At 32.8% G+C, this 23,710-nt stretch carries 18 protein-coding genes and 1 pseudogene; 18 read left to right on the top strand and 1 reads right to left on the bottom strand.

All coding sequences use genetic code 11. The features are described 5' to 3' along the window. Nucleotides 1–37: 37 nt before the first annotated feature. The 9 genes from arsA to C1I91_RS15760 all read left to right on the top strand — a co-directional run bounded on the left by arsA (nt 38) and on the right by C1I91_RS15760 (nt 8,397). Nucleotides 38–1,783 (top strand): arsenical pump-driving ATPase, encoded by a 1,746-nt coding sequence (gene arsA, locus C1I91_RS15800; RefSeq protein ID WP_128216014.1) that lies wholly within the window; start codon nt 38–40, stop codon nt 1,781–1,783. A 59-nt stretch (nt 1,784–1,842) separates the two neighbouring features. Then, nucleotides 1,843–2,823, top strand: coding sequence for an ACR3 family arsenite efflux transporter (gene arsB / locus C1I91_RS15795; protein ID WP_238476047.1), 981 nt, complete (start codon nt 1,843–1,845; stop codon nt 2,821–2,823). Between the two features lie 197 nt (nt 2,824–3,020). Then, entirely contained in the window at nt 3,021–3,467 is a 447-nt protein-coding gene (locus C1I91_RS15790; RefSeq protein ID WP_128213721.1) for a MarR family winged helix-turn-helix transcriptional regulator, read from the top strand. A 16-nt stretch (nt 3,468–3,483) separates the two neighbouring features. Beyond that, nucleotides 3,484–4,107, top strand: a complete 624-nt coding sequence (locus C1I91_RS15785; protein ID WP_128213720.1) for a class I SAM-dependent methyltransferase — start codon at nt 3,484–3,486, stop codon at nt 4,105–4,107. 143 nt (nt 4,108–4,250) lie between these two features. Then, complete coding sequence (locus tag C1I91_RS15780) at nt 4,251–4,751, top strand: GNAT family N-acetyltransferase (protein ID WP_128213719.1); 501 nt, start codon at nt 4,251–4,253, stop codon at nt 4,749–4,751. A gap of 322 nt (nt 4,752–5,073) precedes the next feature. Then, nucleotides 5,074–5,487, top strand: coding sequence for a hypothetical protein (locus tag C1I91_RS15775; protein ID WP_128213718.1), 414 nt, complete (start codon nt 5,074–5,076; stop codon nt 5,485–5,487). A gap of 464 nt (nt 5,488–5,951) precedes the next feature. Then, the gene (locus tag C1I91_RS15770; RefSeq protein WP_128213717.1) at nt 5,952–6,638 is read left to right on the top strand and encodes a response regulator transcription factor; all 687 of its coding nucleotides are present in this window, start codon (nt 5,952–5,954) and stop codon (nt 6,636–6,638) included. Nucleotides 6,639–6,771: 133 nt separating this feature from the next. Next, a complete protein-coding gene (locus C1I91_RS15765; RefSeq protein WP_164880555.1) occupies nt 6,772–8,016 on the top strand; it encodes a sensor histidine kinase in 1,245 nt (414 codons plus the stop codon). Nucleotides 8,017–8,130: 114 nt separating this feature from the next. Further along, nucleotides 8,131–8,397 (top strand): hypothetical protein, encoded by a 267-nt coding sequence (locus C1I91_RS15760; RefSeq protein WP_128213715.1) that lies wholly within the window; start codon nt 8,131–8,133, stop codon nt 8,395–8,397. 631 nt (nt 8,398–9,028) lie between these two features. On the opposite strand, the pseudogene C1I91_RS15755 reads toward C1I91_RS15760, so the two are convergent. Then, a pseudogene (locus tag C1I91_RS15755) lies at nt 9,029–10,434 on the bottom strand (glycoside hydrolase family 5 protein); the annotation flags it as partial. Between the two features lie 479 nt (nt 10,435–10,913). Between C1I91_RS15755 and C1I91_RS15750 the strand changes: the two are divergent. From C1I91_RS15750 to C1I91_RS15710, 9 genes are all read left to right on the top strand, one after another. Beyond that, nucleotides 10,914–12,407 carry a sugar ABC transporter ATP-binding protein gene (locus C1I91_RS15750; protein ID WP_128213714.1) on the top strand — a complete coding sequence of 498 codons (1,494 nt, stop codon included), beginning with the start codon at nt 10,914–10,916 and terminating at the stop codon, nt 12,405–12,407. 2 nt (nt 12,408–12,409) lie between these two features. Further along, a complete protein-coding gene (locus C1I91_RS15745) occupies nt 12,410–13,417 on the top strand; it encodes an ABC transporter permease (RefSeq protein ID WP_128213713.1) in 1,008 nt (335 codons plus the stop codon). Nucleotides 13,418–13,511: 94 nt separating this feature from the next. Further along, a complete protein-coding gene (locus C1I91_RS15740; protein ID WP_128213712.1) occupies nt 13,512–14,537 on the top strand; it encodes a sugar ABC transporter substrate-binding protein in 1,026 nt (341 codons plus the stop codon). 229 nt (nt 14,538–14,766) lie between these two features. Beyond that, complete coding sequence (locus C1I91_RS15735; RefSeq protein ID WP_128213711.1) at nt 14,767–16,353, top strand: glycoside hydrolase family 43 protein; 1,587 nt, start codon at nt 14,767–14,769, stop codon at nt 16,351–16,353. 125 nt (nt 16,354–16,478) lie between these two features. Next, on the top strand, nt 16,479–17,753 hold the full coding sequence (locus C1I91_RS15730; protein WP_128213710.1) for an extracellular solute-binding protein: 1,275 nt from the start codon (nt 16,479–16,481) through the stop codon (nt 17,751–17,753). A gap of 4 nt (nt 17,754–17,757) precedes the next feature. Next, nucleotides 17,758–19,554: a sensor histidine kinase gene (locus C1I91_RS15725; RefSeq protein ID WP_128213709.1), complete on the top strand. Its 1,797-nt coding sequence runs from the start codon at nt 17,758–17,760 to the stop codon at nt 19,552–19,554. Nucleotides 19,555–19,558: 4 nt separating this feature from the next. Next, nucleotides 19,559–20,362 (top strand): response regulator transcription factor, encoded by an 804-nt coding sequence (locus C1I91_RS15720; RefSeq protein WP_128213708.1) that lies wholly within the window; start codon nt 19,559–19,561, stop codon nt 20,360–20,362. A gap of 745 nt (nt 20,363–21,107) precedes the next feature. Beyond that, nucleotides 21,108–22,682, top strand: a complete 1,575-nt coding sequence (locus C1I91_RS15715; RefSeq protein WP_128213707.1) for an ABC transporter substrate-binding protein — start codon at nt 21,108–21,110, stop codon at nt 22,680–22,682. A gap of 72 nt (nt 22,683–22,754) precedes the next feature. Then, nucleotides 22,755–23,708 (top strand): ABC transporter permease, encoded by a 954-nt coding sequence (locus C1I91_RS15710; RefSeq protein ID WP_128213706.1) that lies wholly within the window; start codon nt 22,755–22,757, stop codon nt 23,706–23,708. Nucleotides 23,709–23,710 lie beyond the last annotated feature (2 nt).

The raw sequence follows: 23,710 nt of genomic DNA, 5'->3' as shown, positions 1-23,710 counted from the left end.
ATAAAATACGTCTTCATAAATGAAAGGAAAATTAAATATGTCAAAGTTATTTAATCCAAAGGAAATAGAACTAACTAAATATCTGTTTTTTACTGGTAAAGGTGGAGTTGGTAAAACCTCAACTGCTTGTGCTACTGCTATGCTTTTAGCGGATCAAGAAAAGAAAGTTATGTTAGTTAGTACAGATCCTGCATCAAATCTTCAGGATGTTTTTAATAGAGAATTAAACAATAAAGGGGTTAGGATAGAAGAAGTCCCTAATCTTATGGTGGCAAATTTTAATCCTATTGACGCTGCAAATGAATACAAGGAAAGTGTTGTTGGTCCATATAGAGGTAAACTTCCAGAGGTGGTTATAAAAAATATGGAGGAGCAGCTTTCAGGTTCCTGCACTGTTGAAATTGCTGCCTTTAATGAATTTACAAACTTTATAACTGATGAAAATATACAAAGAGAGTTTGATCATATAATATTTGATACAGCACCAACAGGACATACTTTAAGAATGCTTCAGCTTCCTTCTGCTTGGAGCAATTTCATAAGCGAAAGTAACCATGGTGCTTCCTGTCTTGGCCAACTGGCAGGCTTAGAAGATAAGAAAGAAGTATATAAAGATGCAGTAAAAACACTGTCCGATGGTAAATTAACTACGCTTATATTGGTTTCAAGACCAGAGCTTACACCTCTAATAGAGGCAGAAAGAGCTTCTAGAGAGCTTAAAGAAATAGGTGTTAACAACCAAATGCTGATTATAAACGGAATTCTAAAAAAGGTAGATGATGCTTTATCAAATAGTATATATGAAAAACAGCAAAAAGCGATTAAGAACATCCCAGCAGAGCTAAAAGATCTTAAGACCTATGAGATTCCACTAAGGCCTTACAATATTACAGGGCTAGATAATGTAAGAGCTTTTTTGGTGGAGGATAAAATTAAACTAAGCAACCAGGAGCTTAAAGCAGACAATATACTAGCTCTAAAAGATATCATTGATGATTTATATACTTCAGATAAAAAAGTTATATTTACCATGGGAAAAGGGGGAGTAGGCAAGACTACTATTGCAGCTGCTATTGCATTAGGTTTAGCTGAAAAAGGTAAAAAGGTTCATCTTACTACTACAGATCCTGCAGCTCACTTGAAATTTGTATTAGATGGTGGTGAAGGCCTAACCTTAAGTAATATAGATGAAAAGAAAGAGCTTGAAAGGTATAGAGAAGAAGTATTAAGTAAAGCTAGAGAAACTATGACTGAGGAAGATATAGAGTATATTGAAGAAGATTTAAGATCGCCATGTACACAAGAAATAGCTGTTTTTAGGGCTTTTGCTGAGATAGTTGAAAGATCTGAAGATGAGGTAGTGGTTATAGATACTGCTCCAACAGGGCATACTCTTCTGCTTTTAGATTCTACAGAAAGCTATAATAAAGAAATATCTAGATCACAAGGGGATACTCCTGAAGCAGTTAAAAAACTATTACCTAAGCTTAGAGATTCAAGTAAAACCGAAGTCGTGATTGTAACTTTGGCAGAGCCTACACCAGTTTATGAAGCAATGAGACTAGAAGAAGACTTAAGTCGTGCTGGAATAAGCAGCAAATGGTGGGCTGTCAACTCAAGTTTGTATGCTGCCAATACAACCAATGATATCTTAAGGGTAAAAGCAAATAATGAAGTACATTGGATTAATAAAGTAAATGATATCTCCAATGGTAACTATGCAGTTATAGAATGGAAAAGTGAAGAAATAAAAAACATTGTTAAAAAGGGTGAGTTTATTTGAAAAGTAAATTAAGACTATCGTTGCTTGATAGATATCTTACATTATGGATTTTTCTTGCCATGGCTTTAGGTATTACCTTAGGCTGGGCAGTACCGGAATTATCAAAAGTGTTAACAAATCTATCTGTTGGAAGTACATCAATACCTATCGCAGTTGGATTAATTGTTATGATGTATCCGCCACTAGCAAAGGTAAATTATAAAGAACTAGGAAAAGTATTCAAAAATCCAAAAGTATTAGGGTTATCCTTAGTTCAAAATTGGATCATAGGACCTGTGCTTATGTTCATACTTGCTATAGTTTTTCTAAGATCAGATTCAGCTTTAATGACTGGATTAATACTGATAGGACTTGCAAGATGTATAGCAATGGTTATAGTTTGGAATAGTTTAGCTGATGGAGACAGTGAATATGCAGCTGCACTAGTTGCTTTTAACTCGATATTTCAGGTTATATTCTATTCAGTTTTTGCCTATATCTTTGTTACTGTATTACCGCCAGTATTTGGACTAAATGGGTACAAAGTTAATATCTCCATGGGTGAAGTTGCTAGGTCTGTGGCGGTTTACCTAGGAATTCCTTTTGCATTAGGAATGTTAACTAGACTAATCTTAGAGCCAATGATGGGATCAGAGTGGTATATAAAGAAGTTTATACCAAAAATCAGTCCATTAGCTTTGATTGCGTTATTATTTACAATAATAGTTATGTTTACTTATAAAGGCCAGTATATTGTACAGCTACCCTTAGAAGTTTTAAAAGTAGCAGTTCCACTTTTGATATACTTTGTAATCATGTTTTCTGCATCCTTCTTTATAAGTTATAAATCTGGTATAGATTATAAGAAAACTACAACCTTAGCATTTACCGCTGCAAGTAACAATTTCGAACTTGCTATTGCTGTAGCCGTTGCTGTATTTGGTATTGAATCGAAAGAAGCTTTCACTGCAGTTATAGGTCCACTTGTAGAGGTGCCTGTTATGATTGGTCTTGTTAACGTGGCATTATATTGGAGAAAAAGATATTTTAATAGAGCTTAGTATAATTAATTTAAGGGAAGTTGTATAACTTTCCTTAAATTTTTGTGTTTTTTAAATTTAGGAAAGTACTTTTAACTGGCATTGCACTTAATTCCTGTAAAAAGATCGCCTAGATAAAAGTTGCTGTAAAAATTATAGAAAGATAGTTGCAACTTGCAACTATTGCATAGTACAATGATTACAGGAGGTAATTATTTATGAACTTTACAAATAATTCAAATCAGCTACGAGAACTTATAAGAGTACTTGAGAGGAAACTTGGAATTTTAGAGGATAATGGTTTTTCTTGCTGTAGTATAAGTATATCTCAATGTCATGCTTTGGTTGAAATAGGACGCGCTAAGAGTATTTCCTTAAACAAATTAGCAGAAGTATTAAATCTTGAGAATAGTACCATGAGCAGAACTGTAAACAATCTTGTTTCAAATGAATTAGCTAAAAGAGATATTGATCCACAAGATAGACGGTATCTAACTATATCACTAACAGATAAAGGGCAGAAGCTATATGAAGAAATCGAAGAGGATATGAATTTATATTTTAAAAAAATCTATGATAATCTTCCAGAAGGTAAAAAGGACCAGGTATTAGAAAGCATTGAGATGCTTTTAATTGCCATAGATAAAAGCGAATGTTGTGAGTAGTAAAGGAGATGGGGAAATGGATAGTAAGTTGTACTTTAAAGAAGTAGCTAACCAATGGGATAATATGAGAGAAGAATTCTTTACCGCAGAAGTTAGAGATAAAGCATATGAAGTTGCAGAAGTAAAAGATGGTGAGCTTGCAGCAGATATAGGGGCTGGAACTGGGTTTATCACAGAAGGCTTGCTAAAGAAGGGACTAAAGGTTATAGCAGTAGACAGGTCAGAAGAAATGCTGGAAGAGATTAAGAAAAAGTTTAATTCTTTTGGAGACGTTGAATGCCTTCAAGGAGAAGCTGAAAAACTACCAGTTGAAAGTGAAGCAGTTGACTATGCCATGGCAAATATGTTTTTACATCATGTAGAAGAACCTCTAGCAGCAATAAAAGAGATGGTAAGAATAATTAAACCAGGTGGAAAGTTAGTAATCACTGATTTAGATGAGCATAACTTTGAATTCTTAAGAACTGAACAGCAGGATAAATGGATGGGCTTTGATCGAAAAGCTATAGAAAATTGGTTTCTAGCAGCAGGATTGAAAAATGTAGTGGTTGATTGTGTTGGAGGAAATTGCTGTGCTTCTTCAAGCTGTGGCTGTGAAAAAGCTAGTATAAGTATTTTTGTTGCTTATGGTGAAAAGTAAGTTAAAGATAGACGATCAACTTTAATTGATATAATAATTATGCTTTAAAAGATTAAAATTTATATTTTTAAGGCTTATTTTAGAACACAAAATGTGGTTTGAAAGGTTCCTCTTAGTAAATTTCTTTAAGAAGGAGTATTGAAATGGAATATGAAATAGAACAAATGCAACCATCAGATTGGGAGCAAGTAAAAAAAATATATATAGAAGGTATAAGAACAGGAATAGCCACTTTTCAAAGTGAAGCTCCAACCTATGAAGAATGGGATAAAGCACATCATAAATTTTGTAGGCTAGTAGCTCGTCTTAACAATGAAGTACTAGGATGGGTAGCCTTAAGCCCATCATCAAGCAGACCTTGTTATTCTGGAGTTGCAGAATTGAGTATTTACATTAGTGAAAACAGTAGAGGAAATGGCTTAGGGAGTGCCCTATTGGTGGAAGCGGTAAAACACTCAGAAGAAAATGGCATTTGGACATTATATTCCGGAATTATCAGAGATAATGCTAAAAGTATAAAGCTCCATAAAAAATGTGGGTTTAGAGAAATCGGAATAAGAGAAAAAGTTGCTAAGATGCCAAGTGGAAAGTGGCATGATGTAATGCTTATGGAGAGAAGAAGCAAAGTCATAGGCATTGGCTAACTTAATGTATAGCATTATTGAAGTACAACCGATAAATGGTGTGCAACAAAAATATTTTAATAATGGAAACACCCATGAAACAATTAATTTTACTTAATTTTTTCATGGGTGTTTTTGTGTGTTTGCTAGGCTTTATATATTATAACCAAATAAATGAGAGCTATACATATAAAGATCTCTACATTAAAACTTAACTAGCTGATTTAATAGTCTCCTACGAATTATTAGAGAATTTTAATGAAACTTTATGACTTCTCTTATAACTTATAGAAATATAAATATTATAATTTGGTTATAGAATATTTCTGAGAGGAGAAAAACAATGAAAGAAAAGATCGGAGCGCTAGTTAGAAGTGAAAAATTAAGAGGAGTTAGTAAAAAAGTTTTTAATAAAAAAACTATCACAGGTGCAATAATTATAATAGTTCTTGTGATTGCTTTAAGAGTAGCATTCTCTTTGGCATTTGAAGTGGAGGGTACTGTTACTAAAGTTGATGGTAGCAAGGTTACTGTTGCGAATTTCATTGCAACTAAGACTGTAGATATTGGCAACTTCCAAACCTCATTAAGTAATATACAAGTAGGTGATAGAATAGAAATACAGAAGAATTTGTCTGGAGATATTATAAGTGTAAGAGATAGGAACAACGGAAACTTTAAAGGAAATAGAGATAGATTAGAAAGAAACGGAAATAATAACTTTAAGAATAATGAGCAACATAACTCAAAAAGATAGAAATAATATTCTTTGTTAAAGCCCGTGTTGAAATTAAGTGGTCAGTCATCCGATGCTTAGATGAGCTTGTGCAAAGAACCTACCCAAATGTGATTAAGAAATATTATAATTGAAATAAAAACTATACTATAATATAAAAAGAAGCCGAAAGACTAAATGGTTTAAGAGTAAAACCAGTTACTTGTTTTTCGGCTTTTAAACCAATAAATACTCATCAACAATATAAGATCTTTGCTCAGTGACAAAACTTAGAATGAAATTATTGATAAAAGCATCATAAGGCGCATTTTATCAATAAATTCTTATATTGTTAAATGTTTAAGTTGTTATAAATATTTAAATTTTAGGCTATGTTTAAGCACCAATAATGAAAAGTTTAATTTCAACTGGTTACTTAAGCAGTGAAATAATTGAAAAGTTTTATATGCAAGGTGTATTTACACTTTGAACATTAGGAGGAAAATATGACGAAGGTTTTGATTGTAGAAGATGAAGCAGAAATAGTAAGTTTTTTAAAACCTGAATTGACTTATGAAGGCTACGAAGTAGACTGGGAAATGGATGGCAGAGCTGGTTTTGAAAAAATTCAAGGTGGAGATTATGATATTGTTTTACTTGATATAATGCTTCCAGGATTAAATGGTATTGAAGTATGCAGAAGACTTAGAAAGTTCTCTAATATACCTATTATCATGCTTACAGCTCGTGATCAGATTGTTGATAAGGTTACAGGGCTAGATATGGGCGCTAATGACTATCTTACAAAGCCTTTTTCTATTGAAGAACTACTGGCAAGAATGAGAGTTGCTTTAAGAATTAGCTCCTTAAGCAGTTCTTCAGAAGATGATAAGACTTTAACTTTCAAAGACATAACTCTAAATCAAGGTCTTTGTGAAATAAAAAAAGGCGATAGGCAGATTGAGCTTACTAAAAAAGAATATCAGCTTCTAGAGTTTTTGATTAAGAATAAAGGAAATGTAATGACAAGAGATCATATATTAGATTCTGTATGGGGATATGAGTATATTGGTGATACCAATGTGGTAGATGTATACGTAAGTTATTTGAGAAATAAACTTGAAGAAAACCTAGGAGATAAATATATTACTACTATTAGGGGGATTGGCTATGTTATGAAGGAAACTAATTAAAAAGTCTAAAAGCATGCTATCTATAGCTAAGAAGCTCTCAATTTCTAAAAAGCTTACATTAATATATTCTTCCATTCTCATGGCTATCTTGCTTGTGTTTACCTTATTTACATTTGTATTAATTAGAAGTTTTATGATAAAGGATAGCCAAAGCATATTATCTTCAAATGCTGACAGCATATCTAATTACATTGAAACTAACGGAACTATCAATAAGCTTGATAGCTTAAATTTGAGTCAGGATATAAATTATATTATTTACGATGACAACAAAAATATAATTTTTTCAAATACAGAGAAAGTAATACCGAGCTTTGACAGGCATCAAAATAAAAGATTTAGAGGTAAGGATGCCTTTGAGCGCAAAGGTGGAGCAATGTCTACCAGCAGATCCTTGAATGTAAATGGTAAGAACTATTATATATATGTAACTAGGAATTTTGAAGATATAGGAGATAGAGCTGGTGATATAGCTGAAATTCTTATTACTATAGGGATACTAGGAATGATCGTTTCACTGATTTCAGGTTTCTTCTTGTCAAGGAAGCTTTTGCAACCTATTAAGGATATTACAAGAACCGCAAAAGAAATAACCTCGAAGAGCTTAGATAAGAGAATTGTATTAAACGGTGCAAAGGATGAGCTCAACGACCTTGCAGACACCTTCAATCTTATGATAGAAAGGCTTCAAATTGACTTTGAAAAGCAAAAACGTTTTGTATCAGATGCATCTCATGAACTTAGAACACCTTTAGCTGTTATATCGGGACACGTTAACCTGCTAAATAGGTGGGGAAAAAATGATGTTGAGCAACTAGATAAATCACTTAAAACCTTAAAAAATGAAACAGAGAGTATGAATAGACTTATTGAGAATCTATTATATCTTGCAAAAGGTGATAATGATGTATTATCAATTAATAAAGAAGAGCTTAAGCTGAGTTCACTGCTTAGAGATGTTGTTGATGAAACAAAGTTAAGCTATGAAAATGTAGAAATATCTTATCACAGTGATAAGGATATAGTACTAAAAGCTGACTACAGCAAGTTGAAGCAAGTTATCCGTATTCTAATTGATAACAGCATAAAGTTTAGTAAGGATCCAGTAAAAATAATCATTGCAGCTTTTGAAAAAGATGATGAAATACATATTTCCGTAATAGATAATGGAATAGGAATCCCTAAGGAGAGTCTATCCAAGATATTTGATAGATTCTATAGAGTGGATGAATCAAGAACAAAAGCTACTGGTGGCACAGGCCTAGGACTTTCAATTGCTAAACAAATTGTTGAAGGTCATGATGGCAGAATTTCAGCAAGAAGTAATTTAGGAGAAGGCACAGAGATTAATATTATCTTGCCAATGCTTTCAGAATAGATTTTATAATATATGATAGTTTAAAGTTGTCAACAGGAAAAGTTTATAGAATATATTGACGTTAGAACATGTGTTCTTATATAATATTATTGATTAGATTTTGAGGTGAGAAATATGATATTAAATAAGAGCATAGAAATGGTGGCTGCCTTCAATAAGGATGGAAAGGTTATACCAGTGAGATTTAGAGTGTTTTCTGAAGATGAAAGCTATACTGTTTTTACAGTGAATAAGATATTGAGAGTTGATGAAGCAAAGAGTAATATGGAGAATGTAATATTGTTTAACTGCAAAAGTACAATCAATAATATAGAAAAGGATATAGAACTTAAGTATATAAAAGATACTTGCATGTGGTATCTAAATAAAATAAATGCATAAAACTATATATATTCCTGTAAGGTAAAATAACCTGACATTTAATTTTTACTGTGTTAGGAAAATATAATTTTTGTTAGTTAAACCTACTAATATCAAGGTTTTAGAACAGATATTTAGGGTAGACAGTAAAAAAAGAAATCTTATTCGCCTGCCAGATTTTCCTCATATACATTCGGAAAGGCAGATGCGCAAAAAAGCTAACTGAAGAAGGTCGCTTCAGTTAGCTTTTTTACTGTATAGGAAAATATAAAATTTTTTTGTATAAACCTACTAATATCAAGGTTTTAGAACAGATATTTAGGGTAGGCAGTAAAAAAAATCTTATTCGCCTGCCAGATTTTCCTCATATACATTCGGAAAGGCAGATGCGCAAAAAAAGCTAACTGAAGAAGGTCGCTTCAGTTAGCTTTTTATTAGTGTCAGGTTATTTTATTATTTAGAAAACTATATAGGGTTCCTAAATCGAAACTTAATTTATACTTGTTCGAAAATCGCGGTTTCTGGGGATTTTCGGGCACGTATAAATTAATAGTTGAGCTAGGAACCCTATAGATGTACCAAAGATGAAATTTAAGATATTTATATTAGAAACACTATTGTCTTACCAGTCCTTCATGAGCTTTCTCTACTTATTGCCGTAATACTGACTAAGAGACACTCCGTTTGCTCCAAGAGGTATTTGATGGTCAAGGCCTATGAACTTTCCAGTGGAGGTCTGCCACAATGCTGGTTTTAATAAAGCATATTTAGCTTCATCCAGGTCTTCCAGTCGTAGCTTAATAGTCCACCTGTATCTCCAGAGTTTGGATTTATGCACCAGAAGGTATGATTTATATGTTTGCTAACAATATAATCTCTTAAGAGAGTCATCCATTTCTGATTTTTTCCTCCATCCATTATGCCTCCCCACTCACCAATTAAAAGTGGAGCAATTCCTTTATCATTTATATATGCCCAGCTGTTATACCAATAATCGTCTAGCAAGGTTTGAGTAGTAAAGTCTTTGTCAAACCAACTTTGACTTGCAACTGAAGGACCATAATCATGTGGAGAATAAACTATTTGGCTGTTTAAGGCACCAACATTTATAGGATAGTCCTTTACTCCTCTTAGGTTTCCTCCCCACCAAGCACCATACCAAGGAGACTGGTCAGAACTAGCTCCCCAAATATCTGGAGTATCGTAGGTATAACATTTTTCAGTCTTTGGGTATTGCTCAATCCCTTCAATCATAATTAGAAGCTTAGGATTTGAAGCTAGTACAGCTTTAGAACATTTTTCAGCGGCATATTTCCAATTGTTTTCATCTGTAGAGTTGTCCCATTTAGCCATATCGGTAGTCGCGGTTGCAGTATAGCCTCTTTTGCCGTGAGGCTCATTTTTAAGATCAAAGGCAAGAATTGTATCGTCATTTTTGTATTTATTTGCAAGCCAAGCTAATGTGTTTATCCATTTATCTGTAGTGATCTCGCCAGCAGTAGTTGTAGTCTTTCCATACCAAAGAGGATAGTTATGTCCTGAGTTGTTTGCATCTGGGCTATGAACATCTACCATTACTTTAATACCTAACTGTTTACAGTAGCCCATGATTATGTCGAATATCTCCATGCTATTTTTAACGCCCTGAGTAGTTGGATCGTAAAAATCAGGATTACATACATAATATGGAGGGTTATTAGCAGCAGTAACACTGGATACAGGATTAGGCTTACCAATCATCCAACTGTAGAGAAGCTCAGAAGAGATCGGAACTCTCAAGAATCCTATACCTCTGTTAGCGATATTAGTCAAGGTATCTTTGATATCATACCAGGCACCATGGAATACGTTTTCTGTACAGTTAAAACCAAACCAATTGGCACCAGTAAGCCAAACCTCATGGCCATTGGCATCATAAATCTTGTTACCAACACAATGAAGCCAGTCGTCATTATTGTTGTCAGCAGCTTTTACTTTTTGCACATTACTAAAGGAGCAGGTTGTTACAATGGTTGAAACAACAGCGATTAGAGAAATGAACTTTTTCAATCTTTTCATTAAACTTTTCCCCCTTAAATAAATTTTAATTAGGCTCTGTTAAAGTACTGTGTTGCAATTAAGTGGTAAGTCATCCGATGCTTAGATATGCTTGCGCTAATAGCATCTCCTTCATAACCACTTAATTGCAACAATACCCTTGAACACAGGTATTAATTAATTTTAGCTGAACTTTTCCATACAATAAGATATTTATACAAAAATATATTACAATATTTGGAATTAATTACATATTAACATCATTTGCAAAGGATTGCAACATTAATAAAAGGATTTTTACAAAAAAATATATAAAGGCTACATAATTCAAAATAGTAATCATATGAAGAGCTTTTTTAAGTTATTAAGCAACTTTTTAATATAACTTTAAGAAGTAAAGATTTCAAAGGTAGAAGTAAAGTTATTATATATATTTAACGTTTTCAATGCATTAAAATTAGCTTGTGAAAACGTTTTGTAGAGGGATGAGGTGGTAATTTGTGAGTGAGATTTTTTTAAGGATGGAGAACATACACAAGAAATTTCCTGGAGTTTATGCCTTAAATGGAATAAACCTAGAGGTTAGAAAGGGGGAGGTTCATGGGCTTTTAGGAGAAAATGGAGCTGGTAAATCCACATTAATGAAGGTATTAGGTGGAGTACATGAACAGGACGAAGGAAAAATTTATGTTGAAGATAATGATTGTGGTTTCATCACTCCAAGTAAGGCAGCAAAACTTGGAATTGGTTTTGTTCATCAGGAACTAAACTTATCAGAGGCTTTAACAGTAGCTGAAAATGTGTTTATGGGCAGATTGCCTTATAAGAACAAGTCACTTGGAATTGTGAACTATAAAAAACTATATTCTGATACTGAGCTTATATTAGAAAGACTAGGCATTAATATAAAGGCAACGGATCTTGTGTCAGATTTGGAAACCGCTAAAAAACAGATGGTTGAGATAGCAAAGGCTATAAGTCTAAATGCCAAGATAATTATCTTTGATGAGCCTACTACATCACTTTCTAATAAAGATGTAACCAGCTTATTTAATGTTATTAATCACTTAAAGAAGCAAGGAGTATCTGCCATCTACATATCACATAGATTAAAAGAAATCTTCGATATTTGTGATAGAGTTACTGTGCTCAGAGATGGTACTTATATAGGCAGCTCTCAGGTGAAAGACATAAGTCAAGATGATCTGATAAATATGATGGTAGGTAGATCCTTAAGTAATCTATTTCCAAAAGAAGTTTTTCCTCAAGGGGATGTAGTACTAGAAACTGAAGGCTTATGTGATACCACTGGAAGAATAAAAGATATTAGTGTTAAGGCTAGAAAAGGTGAAATCTTAGGCTTTGCTGGTTTAGTAGGTTCTGGACGTACAGAAGTTATGAGATTGATTTTTGGAGCAGATAAGATTGGAAAAGGCCATGTTAAGATCAATGGTAAGCTTGTAAAGCTAAAGTCGCCGGAGGATGCTATTAGGCATGGTGTATGCTTGCTTACTGAGGATAGAAAGAAGCAAGGTTTATCTCTAGTTATGAGCGTAAATGATAACATTAACATTACCAATTTAAAAAGCTTTTTATTAAATCATAAGGCTTTAAGGCAGACAGGAGAGAAGTTTAGGGAAGCGCTACTCATAAAAACTTCAAATCTTGATGCTCTGGCTGGAACTCTTTCTGGTGGAAATCAACAGAAAATAGTACTTGCTAAGTGGCTAAATACAAATTCAGAAATATTCATTTTTGATGAGCCTACTAAGGGAATAGATGTAGGGGCTAAAGCTGAAATCTATCACATAATGAATGATTTAGTTAGAAAAGGTAAGGTAGTAATAATGATATCTTCGGAGCTTCCAGAATTATTAGGTATGTCAGATAGAATTTATGTAATGTGTGAAGGAAAAATTACCGGTGAACTTAATAGAGAGGAAGCTAGTCAAGAAAAAATTATGGCATTAGCTACAGTTGGAGGTGCTAATTAAATATGGATCAAAAAGTAAGTTCTAAATCAAGCTTAATAGCAAAAAAATCATCGAATTTGAATGCAAGAGATTTACTTCTAAAATACTCTATTTACTTAGTTTTAGTTGTGTTAATCATAGCCTTTTCAGGCATTAGTCCCAAGTTTTTAAGTACTGCAAACATAGGAAACTTTTTAAGACAAATACCTACAGTTGGTATCATAACTGTGGCAATAACCATGGTGCTAATAACTGGAGGAGTAGATCTTTCTATCGGTGCGATTGCAGCCTTTTCTGGTACTGCAGCAGCATATCTGTCACTACAGGGATTAAATCCAGTAATTGTTATTATACTTTCCTTAGCTATAGGTGGCTTATGGGGATTGTTCAATGGATTTCTTATAACCAAGTTTAAACTAGAACCATTTATTTTAACTATGGGTACAAGCTACCTTATAAGAGGTTTAATATTATTCTTTACAAACGGAATTTATATTAAAGGTGTACCAGATTGGTTTTACAGTCTTGCAAACACAACTGTTGGAGCTAGAATAGTACATTCTAATACAGTTATTTTTATAATCCTAGCGGTAATTATGGCTTTTGTAATGAAGAATACGAGATTTGGTCGCTATAGCTATGCAGTTGGATCAAATAAAGAAGCGGCTAGGTTATCAGGTATAAATGTGGATAAGCACTTTATTAAGGTATATGTTATTGAAGGAATTTTTGCAGCCCTTGCAGGTTTGTTACTTATGTCAAGCTTAAATGTAGGAGCTCCAAGTGAAGCAGATGGTATAGACTTATTTGCAATGGCAGCGGCAATCATCGGAGGTGCTCAGTTTGGTGGCGGTATTGGTACTATAGGTGGAGCAATGGTTGGTATCCTTACTATTCAAGTATTCCAAAACGGACTTGCTATCTTAGGTGTTAATACCTTCATACAAAAGGCTGTAACTGGAGCTATTATAGTGGTTGCAGTAATTATAGACTTCTATAGAAAGAGAAGTACCTTTAAGGCTAAAGGATAGTCACTTACAAATCCTTTAAATTAAGCTATTAATTTATTTGGCTAAGTCAGCCATGTATTTAAATAATTAAGAATTATATGAGGGGGAAATTACAATGAAAAAGAAAGTTATTGCTGTGGTTGCAGCGCTATTAGTTACTGGAAGTGTATTTACAGGATGTGGACAAAAGGATAAAGCTTCTTCAGCTTCAGCAGGAAAAGGCAAGACACTTTATTTTGTTCCAATAGTAGATACAGGAGCATATTGGTCACCAATGAAGAAGGCTGCTCAAGATGAGGCTAAAGCTTTGGGTTATGAATTGGTTTTTAAAACTTCACCTTCCAATGAACCACAAAAAAATGAAAAACATCTAGGCTTCGTAGATGAAGCAATACAAAATAGTGCAGCTGGTATTGCTGTGGCTCCAATGGACCCAGATATGTTTGATAAGAAAATAAAAGAAGTAAAGGATGCTAACATACCAGTTGTAACCTTTGATGCTGATGTCAAGACTAAAGGCAATAGAACTTCTTATGTTGGTACAGATAATAAATTAGCTGGAGAAGAATTAGGTAAACAAGCGGCTCAATACCTTAAAGACAAGGGAATAAAAAGTGGTAAGATAGCTATGGCTGCTGTTAATTTGACTCAAACTACTATGACTTATAGACAAGCTGGTATAAAGTCTGGTTTTGAAAAGGTTATGGGAGATGACGCTAAGAGCTTTACCTGGTTAGAACCAATTCAGGACAATGATCAAGCTGCAGAGTCAAAAAAGCAGCTAGAAGGACAAATCACTGCTAATCAAGATATGGTTGCTGTGTTCTCTTTAGGTTCTGAAGGTCCTGACACTGGAGTTATGGAAGCAATTAAATCACAAAATAAAGCTGGTAAGATATATCACTTTGGATTTGACTATACTCCAACCTGGGAAAATGGTATTTCCACTGGTTTGATAACAGGAATAGTAGACCAAGACTCTTATTCAATAGGAAAGACTGTAATCGATGTGTTAGATAAAAAGATAAAGGGAGAAAAGGTTGACGAAAATTACCCTGTATCAGTTAAATGGGTACCAGCAGACAAAATTGTTGACTATGGTAAAGAGAAGCAAAAGCAGTTCACCACTGAAACAAAGTAATAAAACTATATTTACTATTTAGATTTTGTTAAAATACCCTGTTGAAATTCAGTGGTCAATTATCAGATATTTTGATGAATTTGGGATAATTGCATGCTCACATAGCATATATCTCATAACTACTGAATTCCAACAATATTATTAGATTCAGCAATAATATGTAAACTATATAAAATAAAACCAATAGTTGTATAATTAATTATATGAGATATGATGAGGAGGTTTTAATATGAATAAAATAAACAATCCTATTTTTAAAGGATTTAATCCAGACCCATCTATATGTAGATGTGGAGAAGACTATTATATAGCTACTTCTACCTTTGAATGGTTTCCAGGGGTGCAGATACATCATTCTAAGGACTTAAAAAATTGGAATTTAATAAAAAGACCTTTAGATAGAGTGAGCCAGTTAAACATGAGTGGAGATCCTGATTCTGGTGGAATATGGGCACCATGCCTAACATATTCTGATAATAAGTTTTGGTTAATATATACTGATGTTAAGCAGTTATCAGGTATATGGAAGGATTCACTAAATTATTTAGTAACCAGTGATAGCATAACTGGACAGTGGAGTGAGCCTATTTTTCTAAATAGCTCAGGCTTTGACCCCTCATTATTTCACGATGATGATGGAAAGAAATACTTACTAAATATGGTTTGGGATCATAGAGAAGGCAATCATCAATTTTATGGTATTGTTCTTCAAGAGTATAGTGTAGAAGAGAAAAAACTAATCGGAAACCCTAAACTTATATTTAAAGGCACAGAAATTAGGCTTACAGAAGGACCACATATCTATAAGATAAATGGGTATTATTACTTGATGGTAGCAGAAGGTGGAACCAAGTATGAACATGCAGTAACTATTGCTAGATCGAAGAATATTACTGGACCATATGAACTACATCCAGAAAATCCAATTTTGACTTCCTGGAACTCTCCAACTAACCCTTTGCAAAAGGCTGGTCATGCTTCTTTGGTTCATACTCACAGTGATGAATGGTACTTGGCTCACCTAGTAGGAAGGCCATTAACAGAAAGAGGCTGTTGTCCTTTAGGGAGAGAAACAGCCATTGAAAAAATTGAATGGCATGATGGATGGCCCTATGTAGCTAACGGAAGAGAACCTTCTTTATATGTAGAGGCACCAAAAATAGAAGAAGTTAAATGGGAGCCTAATTATCCTGTAAGGGATGACTTTGATGAGGAAGAACTAAATATTAATTTTCAAACCTTAAGAGTTCCGCTAGATCAGTCTATAATGACCTTAAAAGAAAGAAAAGGATACCTAAGACTAAGAGGTAAGCAGTCACTAACCTCTAAATTTCTTCAAGCACATGTAGCTAGAAGATGGCAGAGCTTCAACTTTGATGCTATAACAGGTTTGCAGTTCAATCCATCAAGTTTTCAGCAAATGGCCGGTCTTGTATGCTACTATAACACTGAAAACTGGGTATATATAAATATTACAATGGATGAAGAGTTAGGTAAGGTAATCAATTTAATAGAATGTGACAACTTTAAATTCTCTGAGCCATTAAAAAACAATAAGATATTGGTACCACAAGATGTAGAAACAGTTCATTTTAAAGTAGAGGTTCGAAGGGAAAAATATAACTTCTTATATTCCTTTGATGAAAAGCAATGGGTTGATATTCCAATATATTTTGACTCAAACAAATTGTCAGATGACTATATTAGAGGCGAGGGTTTCTTTACTGGTGCTTTTGTTGGAATGTATTGTCAAGATGCTACAGGACAGAATCTTGAAGCAGATTTCGACTACTTTACTTACAAGGAAATTTATTAATAATAGATGTGGCAGGGAATTTTTACTTAAAATCCTTGCCATTATCTGCTTTATTGAAGTATGAGATTTTTGTCGGCTATGGTATTATTTATGTAGAAAATAAAAAATTATCCTAGAGGTGATGTATGAGAAAGTTACTTCCAGTTTTTTTGATATTAATATTTACAAGTACCTTTATAGGTTGTGATAAGGAAAAAGTAAACGATTTAAATAAGACTCAGAAGATTACTTTAAAATTGTGGCATATCTGGGCACAAAAATCTCAGGATAATAACTCGATTATTATTGAAGATGTAATAAACAAATGGAACAAAGATAATCCCAATGTACAAATCGAGGTTGAGAGTGTTGAAAGTGAAAAATATAAGACAAAGTTAAAAACAGCATCAGCTACAAATGAACTACCAGATATTTTTTATTCCTGGGGTGGTGGATTTTCTGAACCTATGATTGATTCTGGAAGGGTTCTGGCGCTTAATAAATTTTTAGATAAGGATATCATAAATAAGCTTAATGACAATATGTTAGACAATGTTACCTCTAAGAATAAAGTATATGGGTTACCACTAACTTTTTCTGTTGGCACCTTCTATTTAAACGAAAAATTATTTAATGAAGCTAATATAAAAATACCTAATAATTATGAAGAACTTTTAGAGGCGGTTAAAGCTTTTAGAAACCGTGGAATTACGCCACTATTAGTTGGTGAACAAGATAAGTGGACAGGCATGTTATATTACGATATTTTAGCCCTCAGAGAAGGTGGCATAGAGCAGTGCAAGAAAGCTTTGTCTAGCAGCGACAATAGCAATTTATATTTAAAAACTGCACAGAGGTTAAAGCGGTTGGTAGACCTTGGGGCCTTTGATGAATTTAGCTTAAAAGCAATGAGAGACGAATCAGAGCTACTATTTAAACAAGGGAAAGTCCCTATGTATTATACCGGAAATTGGCTTGCAGGAGAAATACAGGCTGATAATTCTCCCATCAAAGATAAAGTAATAGTCAAGGCATTTCCATTGATAAACAAAGGTTCAGAAGGAGAAGATGAATTTCTTGGAGGTGCAGCAGATTTTATGATGGTTAATAGTGAGACTAAATACAAAAAAGAAGCTGTAAAAGCCTTAGAATATCTATGTAAGAATATCTCAGATAGATACTATGAATTTGGATCTGGCTTACCTGCCTGGAAATATACTGGCGATGAAACCAATGTAAACAAGCTTTCAAAACAACTAAGAAATCTTACTGCAAGTGGAAAATATCTTCTATACTGGGATATCTATTTAGGAGAGGAGAAAGGCAATAAACATAAGGAACTTGTCTATAAGTTATTTCAGAAAAAGATAAGTCCAGAAGAATTTGCCAATGAGATGAAAAACTTGGAGGAAAAACATTAAGATTATGAAAAATAAGTCAATTAGTTTTAGCTTTAGTTTCATATTAGATAATATAAAAAGTAAATATTTAAATTCAAAGATAAGTTTAAAAATAGCCATATACTTTTCAATACTTTTTATAGTAGCTATTTTTGCTCTTACTTTTATTTATGAACATATAAATAGAACTTATAACACTGAGAAATTAAAGCAAAGTTCCTTCGAAGCACTAGATACAGCAGAAGCAAGTACAAATTTAATAATTGATAATGTTTCAAATGCATCGAAAATGATAGTGTCTAGCGATGATATACAAAATAACTTGAAAAACATAGATATCCAAAGTGATTTGGAGACTCAATATAATATAAATAAATACTTGACCCAGTTCACTAATTTTAATCCTAATATAGCATCCATTTATATTCTGGATAACTACAATAACAAATACTATTCTGAAAATAATACTTTTAAAAGCTTCAGTGTGGATGATATAAACAATATGAAGTGGTATAAGGAAGTATTAGACAAGCAAGGTGGCTTTATATTAAAGCTAAATGGTGGAGGTCTATTTCACAATAAGGAAGGAAGTTATGAGTCCTATGTATCCTTTATAAGAATAATAAATGATATCAACACTCAAGAAAAAATTGGAGTTCTCATAATTAATATAAATGAAAAAGCCTTTTATGATTCTATAGTAAGCGTAAGTAATAAGTATGGCACAAAACTGATTATTGAAGATGAAAATAACCACATAATAACTAAGCCTGATATTGATAAACAAGTATTGAGTGAGGCAGAAAAAGAAAAAGCTTATACAGAAAATAAGGGGTTTATTATTAAAAGATTAAAAAATAAAGACTACATTATATCAAGTATAAAGATGGCTAATAACAATTGGAATCTGATTAGTGTAAGTGAATATAGTCAATTGAGAGAGCAGTCTAACTATGTGAAATACTTTGTTATATTATTTATAGTTGTAAACATACTTTTAATCACCTTTGGTGCACTTGGGATATCTAGAATGATTACTAAGCCTTTAACAAAACTGCACTCATCTATGAAGGCAGTGAAGGATGGAGAGTTTAACACTGTAGACATTGAAACCTACAATGATGAAGTTGGGGCTGTTAAGGATGTATATAATTTAATGGTTTTTCATATTAAGTTTCTTTTAAATAAAATCAGAGACGATGAGAAGTTTAAAAGAAAGGCAGAACTGGATGTGCTAATGTCACAAATAAAACCTCATTTTTTATATAATACCTTTGATACCATAAGTTCCTTAGCTCTATCAGGGGAAAATAGAAATGTTTACGAAGTTATAAAAGCATTAGGAATATTTTATAGAACAAGCTTAAGTAATGGTAAAGATATCATCACCATAGATGAAGAAATAAAAACTATAAAAAGTTATTTGATGATTCAAAAGGTAAGATATAGAGATAAATTTGAAGTGATATATGATTTGGATCCAAGCTGCAGTGAATTTAAGATAATCAAATTAGTATTGCAGCCTTTAGTTGAAAATGCGATTTATCATGGGCTAAGAAACAAAAAAGAAAAAGGAATAATTAAAATTTCTAGTATATTGAAAGAAGATTTTATTCAACTATCAGTAGAAGATAATGGATGTGGCATAGATGAAGAAAGATTAAAAGATATTTTGGAAAGTTCAGCTTCTGGCATTGGAGTTAGAGCTACCAGAGAAAGATTAAAAGTATTCTATGGAGCTGAATGTAGCTTTTCTATCACCAGTGAAAAAAATATTGGTACTAATATAGTTATAACTATACCTCAGAAGGAAGTGGAGTAATAGTATGAAGGATGTATTAAAATTAATCACAGTGGATGATGAGTATTTGATTAGAAATCTTATAAAAAATTGTATTTCTTGGGAGGAAATCGGGATATATATAATCGGAGAGGCCTCAAATGCAGAAGAAGCAATAAGCTTGATTGAACAAAATACTCCAGATATAATTCTAACGGATATCTGTATGCCTTCTACAGATGGATTAGATATGAGTAGTTATATTCTAGAAAGATATAATAAAGTCAAAGTAGTTGTAATTACTGGTTACGATGAATTTGAGTATGCTAAACGTGCAATAAAAGTGGGGGTAAGTGATTTTATCCTTAAACCAATAAATGATGATGAGTTAAAAAGCACTATCTTGAAGCTGAAAAATGTTATATTAAGTGAGAGAAGTAAAGAGAGGGACTATAATCAAATTAAGGATAGAATCAACACTTTTGGATCCATTGTAGATCTAAAAGAAAATTATGAATGTGAAGACAAGTGCCTAAATATTGAAGAAATAAAAAAGTTTATACTTAAGAATATTTCAAACGATGAGCTTTCCTTAAAGCTAGTATCAGAATTTTTTTATGTAAATTCTAGCTATTTAAGTAGAGTTTTTAAAGCGAAAACAGGTATGAACTTTTCCGAATATATAATAAGTGTAAAGATGAAAATTGCTATGGATATGCTTAAAAATTCAGATTTAAAATCCTCTGAGATAGGTAGAAAGATAGGTATACATGATCCGAATTATTTTAGCGCATGCTTTAAAAAATATACAGGATTTTCAATAAAGGAATATAAGAAACTGGTTCTATAGAGACCAGTTTCTTATATTCCTTAAGAGCTTTTATCTTAGTTGAATCTGCAGATAGATAGCATGGAATTATTATATAAAAATATTGTGCTTTTTCGACTGAAAACGATTATGTTTTTGCTAAAGAAATTCTATTTTATTAATAGTTATATAATCAATTTAAAAAAATATCCAATAATAGTTGACAATAAGAAGAATATGGATTAATATTAATTCATACAAAACAGATAAGAAATATAGGTTTTAGACGATGAAGAGAAGAGTAATTTAAGAGTATTCTAAAGAGAGAAACCTCCTTGGCTGGAAGAGGTTTTAGAGGAAGCTTAGAAGAAGTGCATCTCTGAGTTCTGAATTGAAAGCTAGTAGACTTCAGCGGGAACGCCCGATATAGCGTTGCGGTATGTTTGTACCAATACATTAACTAGATTTTATGTATTATTATATAAATCAGAGTGGATAACGAAGTTTATAACCTCGTCTCTGAAAAGGAGACGGGGATTTTTTGCTGTTAAGGAAAGTTTAAAATATTTTGTTAGCTAAACCTAGCAACTCAATAGGTTTATAACAATTTGTTAAGTTATACAGTAAAAAAGAAAATGCTTCTTATAGAATTGGCTATAAATCTGTATATTAAAAAATTAATCTAAGGTTTTGTTAAAGCTGTATAGCTTCGATTAGAAAATACAAATTTTATTAAGAAGCTGTACATCTATATATTGACTTAAATTATCAAGGGGGAAGAAAACAAATGAAACTCAAAAAAGTATCAATGCTACTTACAGCATTAACTACAGCAGCTCTACTAATGACTGCTTGCGGTACAACAAAAAGTGCTTCTAATACAGCAGCAACAGCAACAAAAACAGATACCTTTGTTTATGGTATTGATGGAGATCCAGGTAATTCTGTAAATGTAATTACTACCAGTGATCGTTATGGACTTATGGAGATAAAGGCTTTATATTCTCCATTATATATGTACAATGTAGATGGAGTTAATTACTTCTTAGCAGAAAGTATGACACAATCAGCAGATAAGAAAACTTACACTGCAAAGCTTAGAAAAGATGTTAAGTGGAGCGATGGAGTTAAGTTTACCGCTGATGACGTAGTGTTTACATATAATGAGATGTTGAAGGAAAAGAATGCAGGTTGGGCATATAGCCAGCTAGTATTTAACGGAAAGCCAGTACAAGTTACAAAAGTAGATGACTACACAGTTAATTTTACACTTCCAGAAGTAAGCGCACCAGGAATGGAACTTTTAGGTAACATTTTCATAATGCCTAAGCATGTATATGAAGGTGAAACAAACTTTGAAAATAGTGCAAAAAATGCTAAGCCTGTAGGTACAGGTCCTTATAAGTTAGAAGAATACAAGGCTGGTCAATACGTTAAGATGGTTAGAAATGATGACTACTTCTTAGGAAAAGCTAAGATTCAAAACGTTGTATTCAGAGTAATTCCTGATGCTAACACAGCTAAGCTTTCCCTGCAAAAAGGAGAAATAAATGCATTATCTGTTCAATCAAGAGATTTAGATAGTCTTCTAAAAGGAAGTAATCTTACACCTTACAAGTATGACGAAGGTAGAATAGCTTACATGGTACTTAATTCTAATTCCGATAAGCTTAAGGATGCCAGTGTTAGACAAGCTATATTCTATGCTCTAAACAGAACTGATTTAATAAACGCTTCTTTTGGATCTGAAGAGTATGCTAAAAAAGCTTATTCCTTCCTTCCAAATGAAAGCAAATACCATACTGATGATGTAGAAAAGTATGAATTTAACCAAGCTAAAGCTAAGGAACTTTTATCTAAAGCTGGAGTTTCAGGTCTAAAACTTAAACTTGGCTATCCAGGAAGTAATGTACCTTACCAAAAGGAAGCTGCTATTATCCAACAAAACCTAAAAGCAGTTGGTATAGATGTTGAGCTTGCTGCTGGTGAAGATGCAGCTATAAGCAAACAAATGAAGGATCCTAAGAGTAACTACGATATGTTCCTTGGTGGATACATTATGGGTATAGATCCAGATACTTTTAATTCATTATTTACATCTGATAGTTCATACAACTATAGCCACTACAAGGATAAGCAAATTGATGACTTGTTCAATGCGGGAAGAGTGGAAACAGATGAAGCAAAGAGAAAAGATATATATGATCAAATCCAAAAGAAATTACAAGCTAATGCTTATTTCTATCCAATTCTTGAAAACAAGAGAATAGTTACAATGAGTTCTAACTTAGATGGAATAAAAGATGCTCAATTAGTACCAGTATATACTTTTGAGGATATGTCTAAGCTTTATTATAAATAAGAGTTCTGATTTTAATACATGGGGATTAATAGTCTCCATGTATAATTTATTAATTAAGGAAGTGAGAATAAAGTGGCAAAATATATACTTAAAAGAGTACTTCAAGCTATTCCGCTGCTTTTAATAATTACAATAATCTGTTTCATATTAATTCATCTGGCACCATACAATGCTGTTGATGCAATGACAACACCAAAAATGCCACAAGAAACAGTTAATCTAATAAAAGCTAAGTACGGATTTGATAAACCTGCCTATGTGCAGTATTTTTTATGGCTAAAAGGTATGGTTACAGGTCAATTTGGATATTCTATCGTAACGCATGAAGCAATTTCAAATGATTTAGCTGCAAGGCTTCCAGCTACTATGATATTAGTATTACCGGCTTATTTGATAGCCTTGGTTATTTCCATAGTGCTTGGGTTAGTTGCAGGAGCAAATAAAAATAAGTTTGTGGACAAAATCGTTGATGGCTTCTGTTCCTTAAGCATAGCAACGCCAACCTTTTGGTTTGCAATGATCTTGATCTATATATTTGGTTATAAATTTGCTTTATTACCTATATTAGGAATGAACACTATAGGGGTTGAAGGATCCGCCAGTGACTTTTTACTTCATTACATAATGCCTTGTTTAGTTTTAGTTATTGCATATACACCAGAACTTATAAGATATGTAAGATCCTCAACTATTGGACAAACTTCTGAAGGGTATGTAATGGTGCAAAATGCCTTTGGAGCTAGTAAAAAAGAAATATTGTTTAAACATATATGCAAAAATGTACTATTACCTATAATTACTAAGATAGGAATGGCATTGCCTATGTTAGTAACTGGAGCTATGATTACTGAAACTGTGTTTGGTTGGCCAGGGGTTGGACCTTATTTTGTTACTGCAGTTCGTGGGTTAGATTATCCAGTAATTATGGCGATTTTAGTATTATCCTCCTCTATGGTTATAATAGGTAATTTATTATCAGACATATTATATTCTATTGTTGATCCTAGAATAAAAGAAATGGAGTAAGA

Origin of the sequence: Clostridium manihotivorum (assembly GCF_004015185.1) — a bacterium.
GTDB lineage: Bacteria > Bacillota > Clostridia > Clostridiales > Clostridiaceae > Clostridium_AR > Clostridium_AR manihotivorum.
This window is presented reverse-complemented; position numbering and strand designations above follow the sequence as displayed.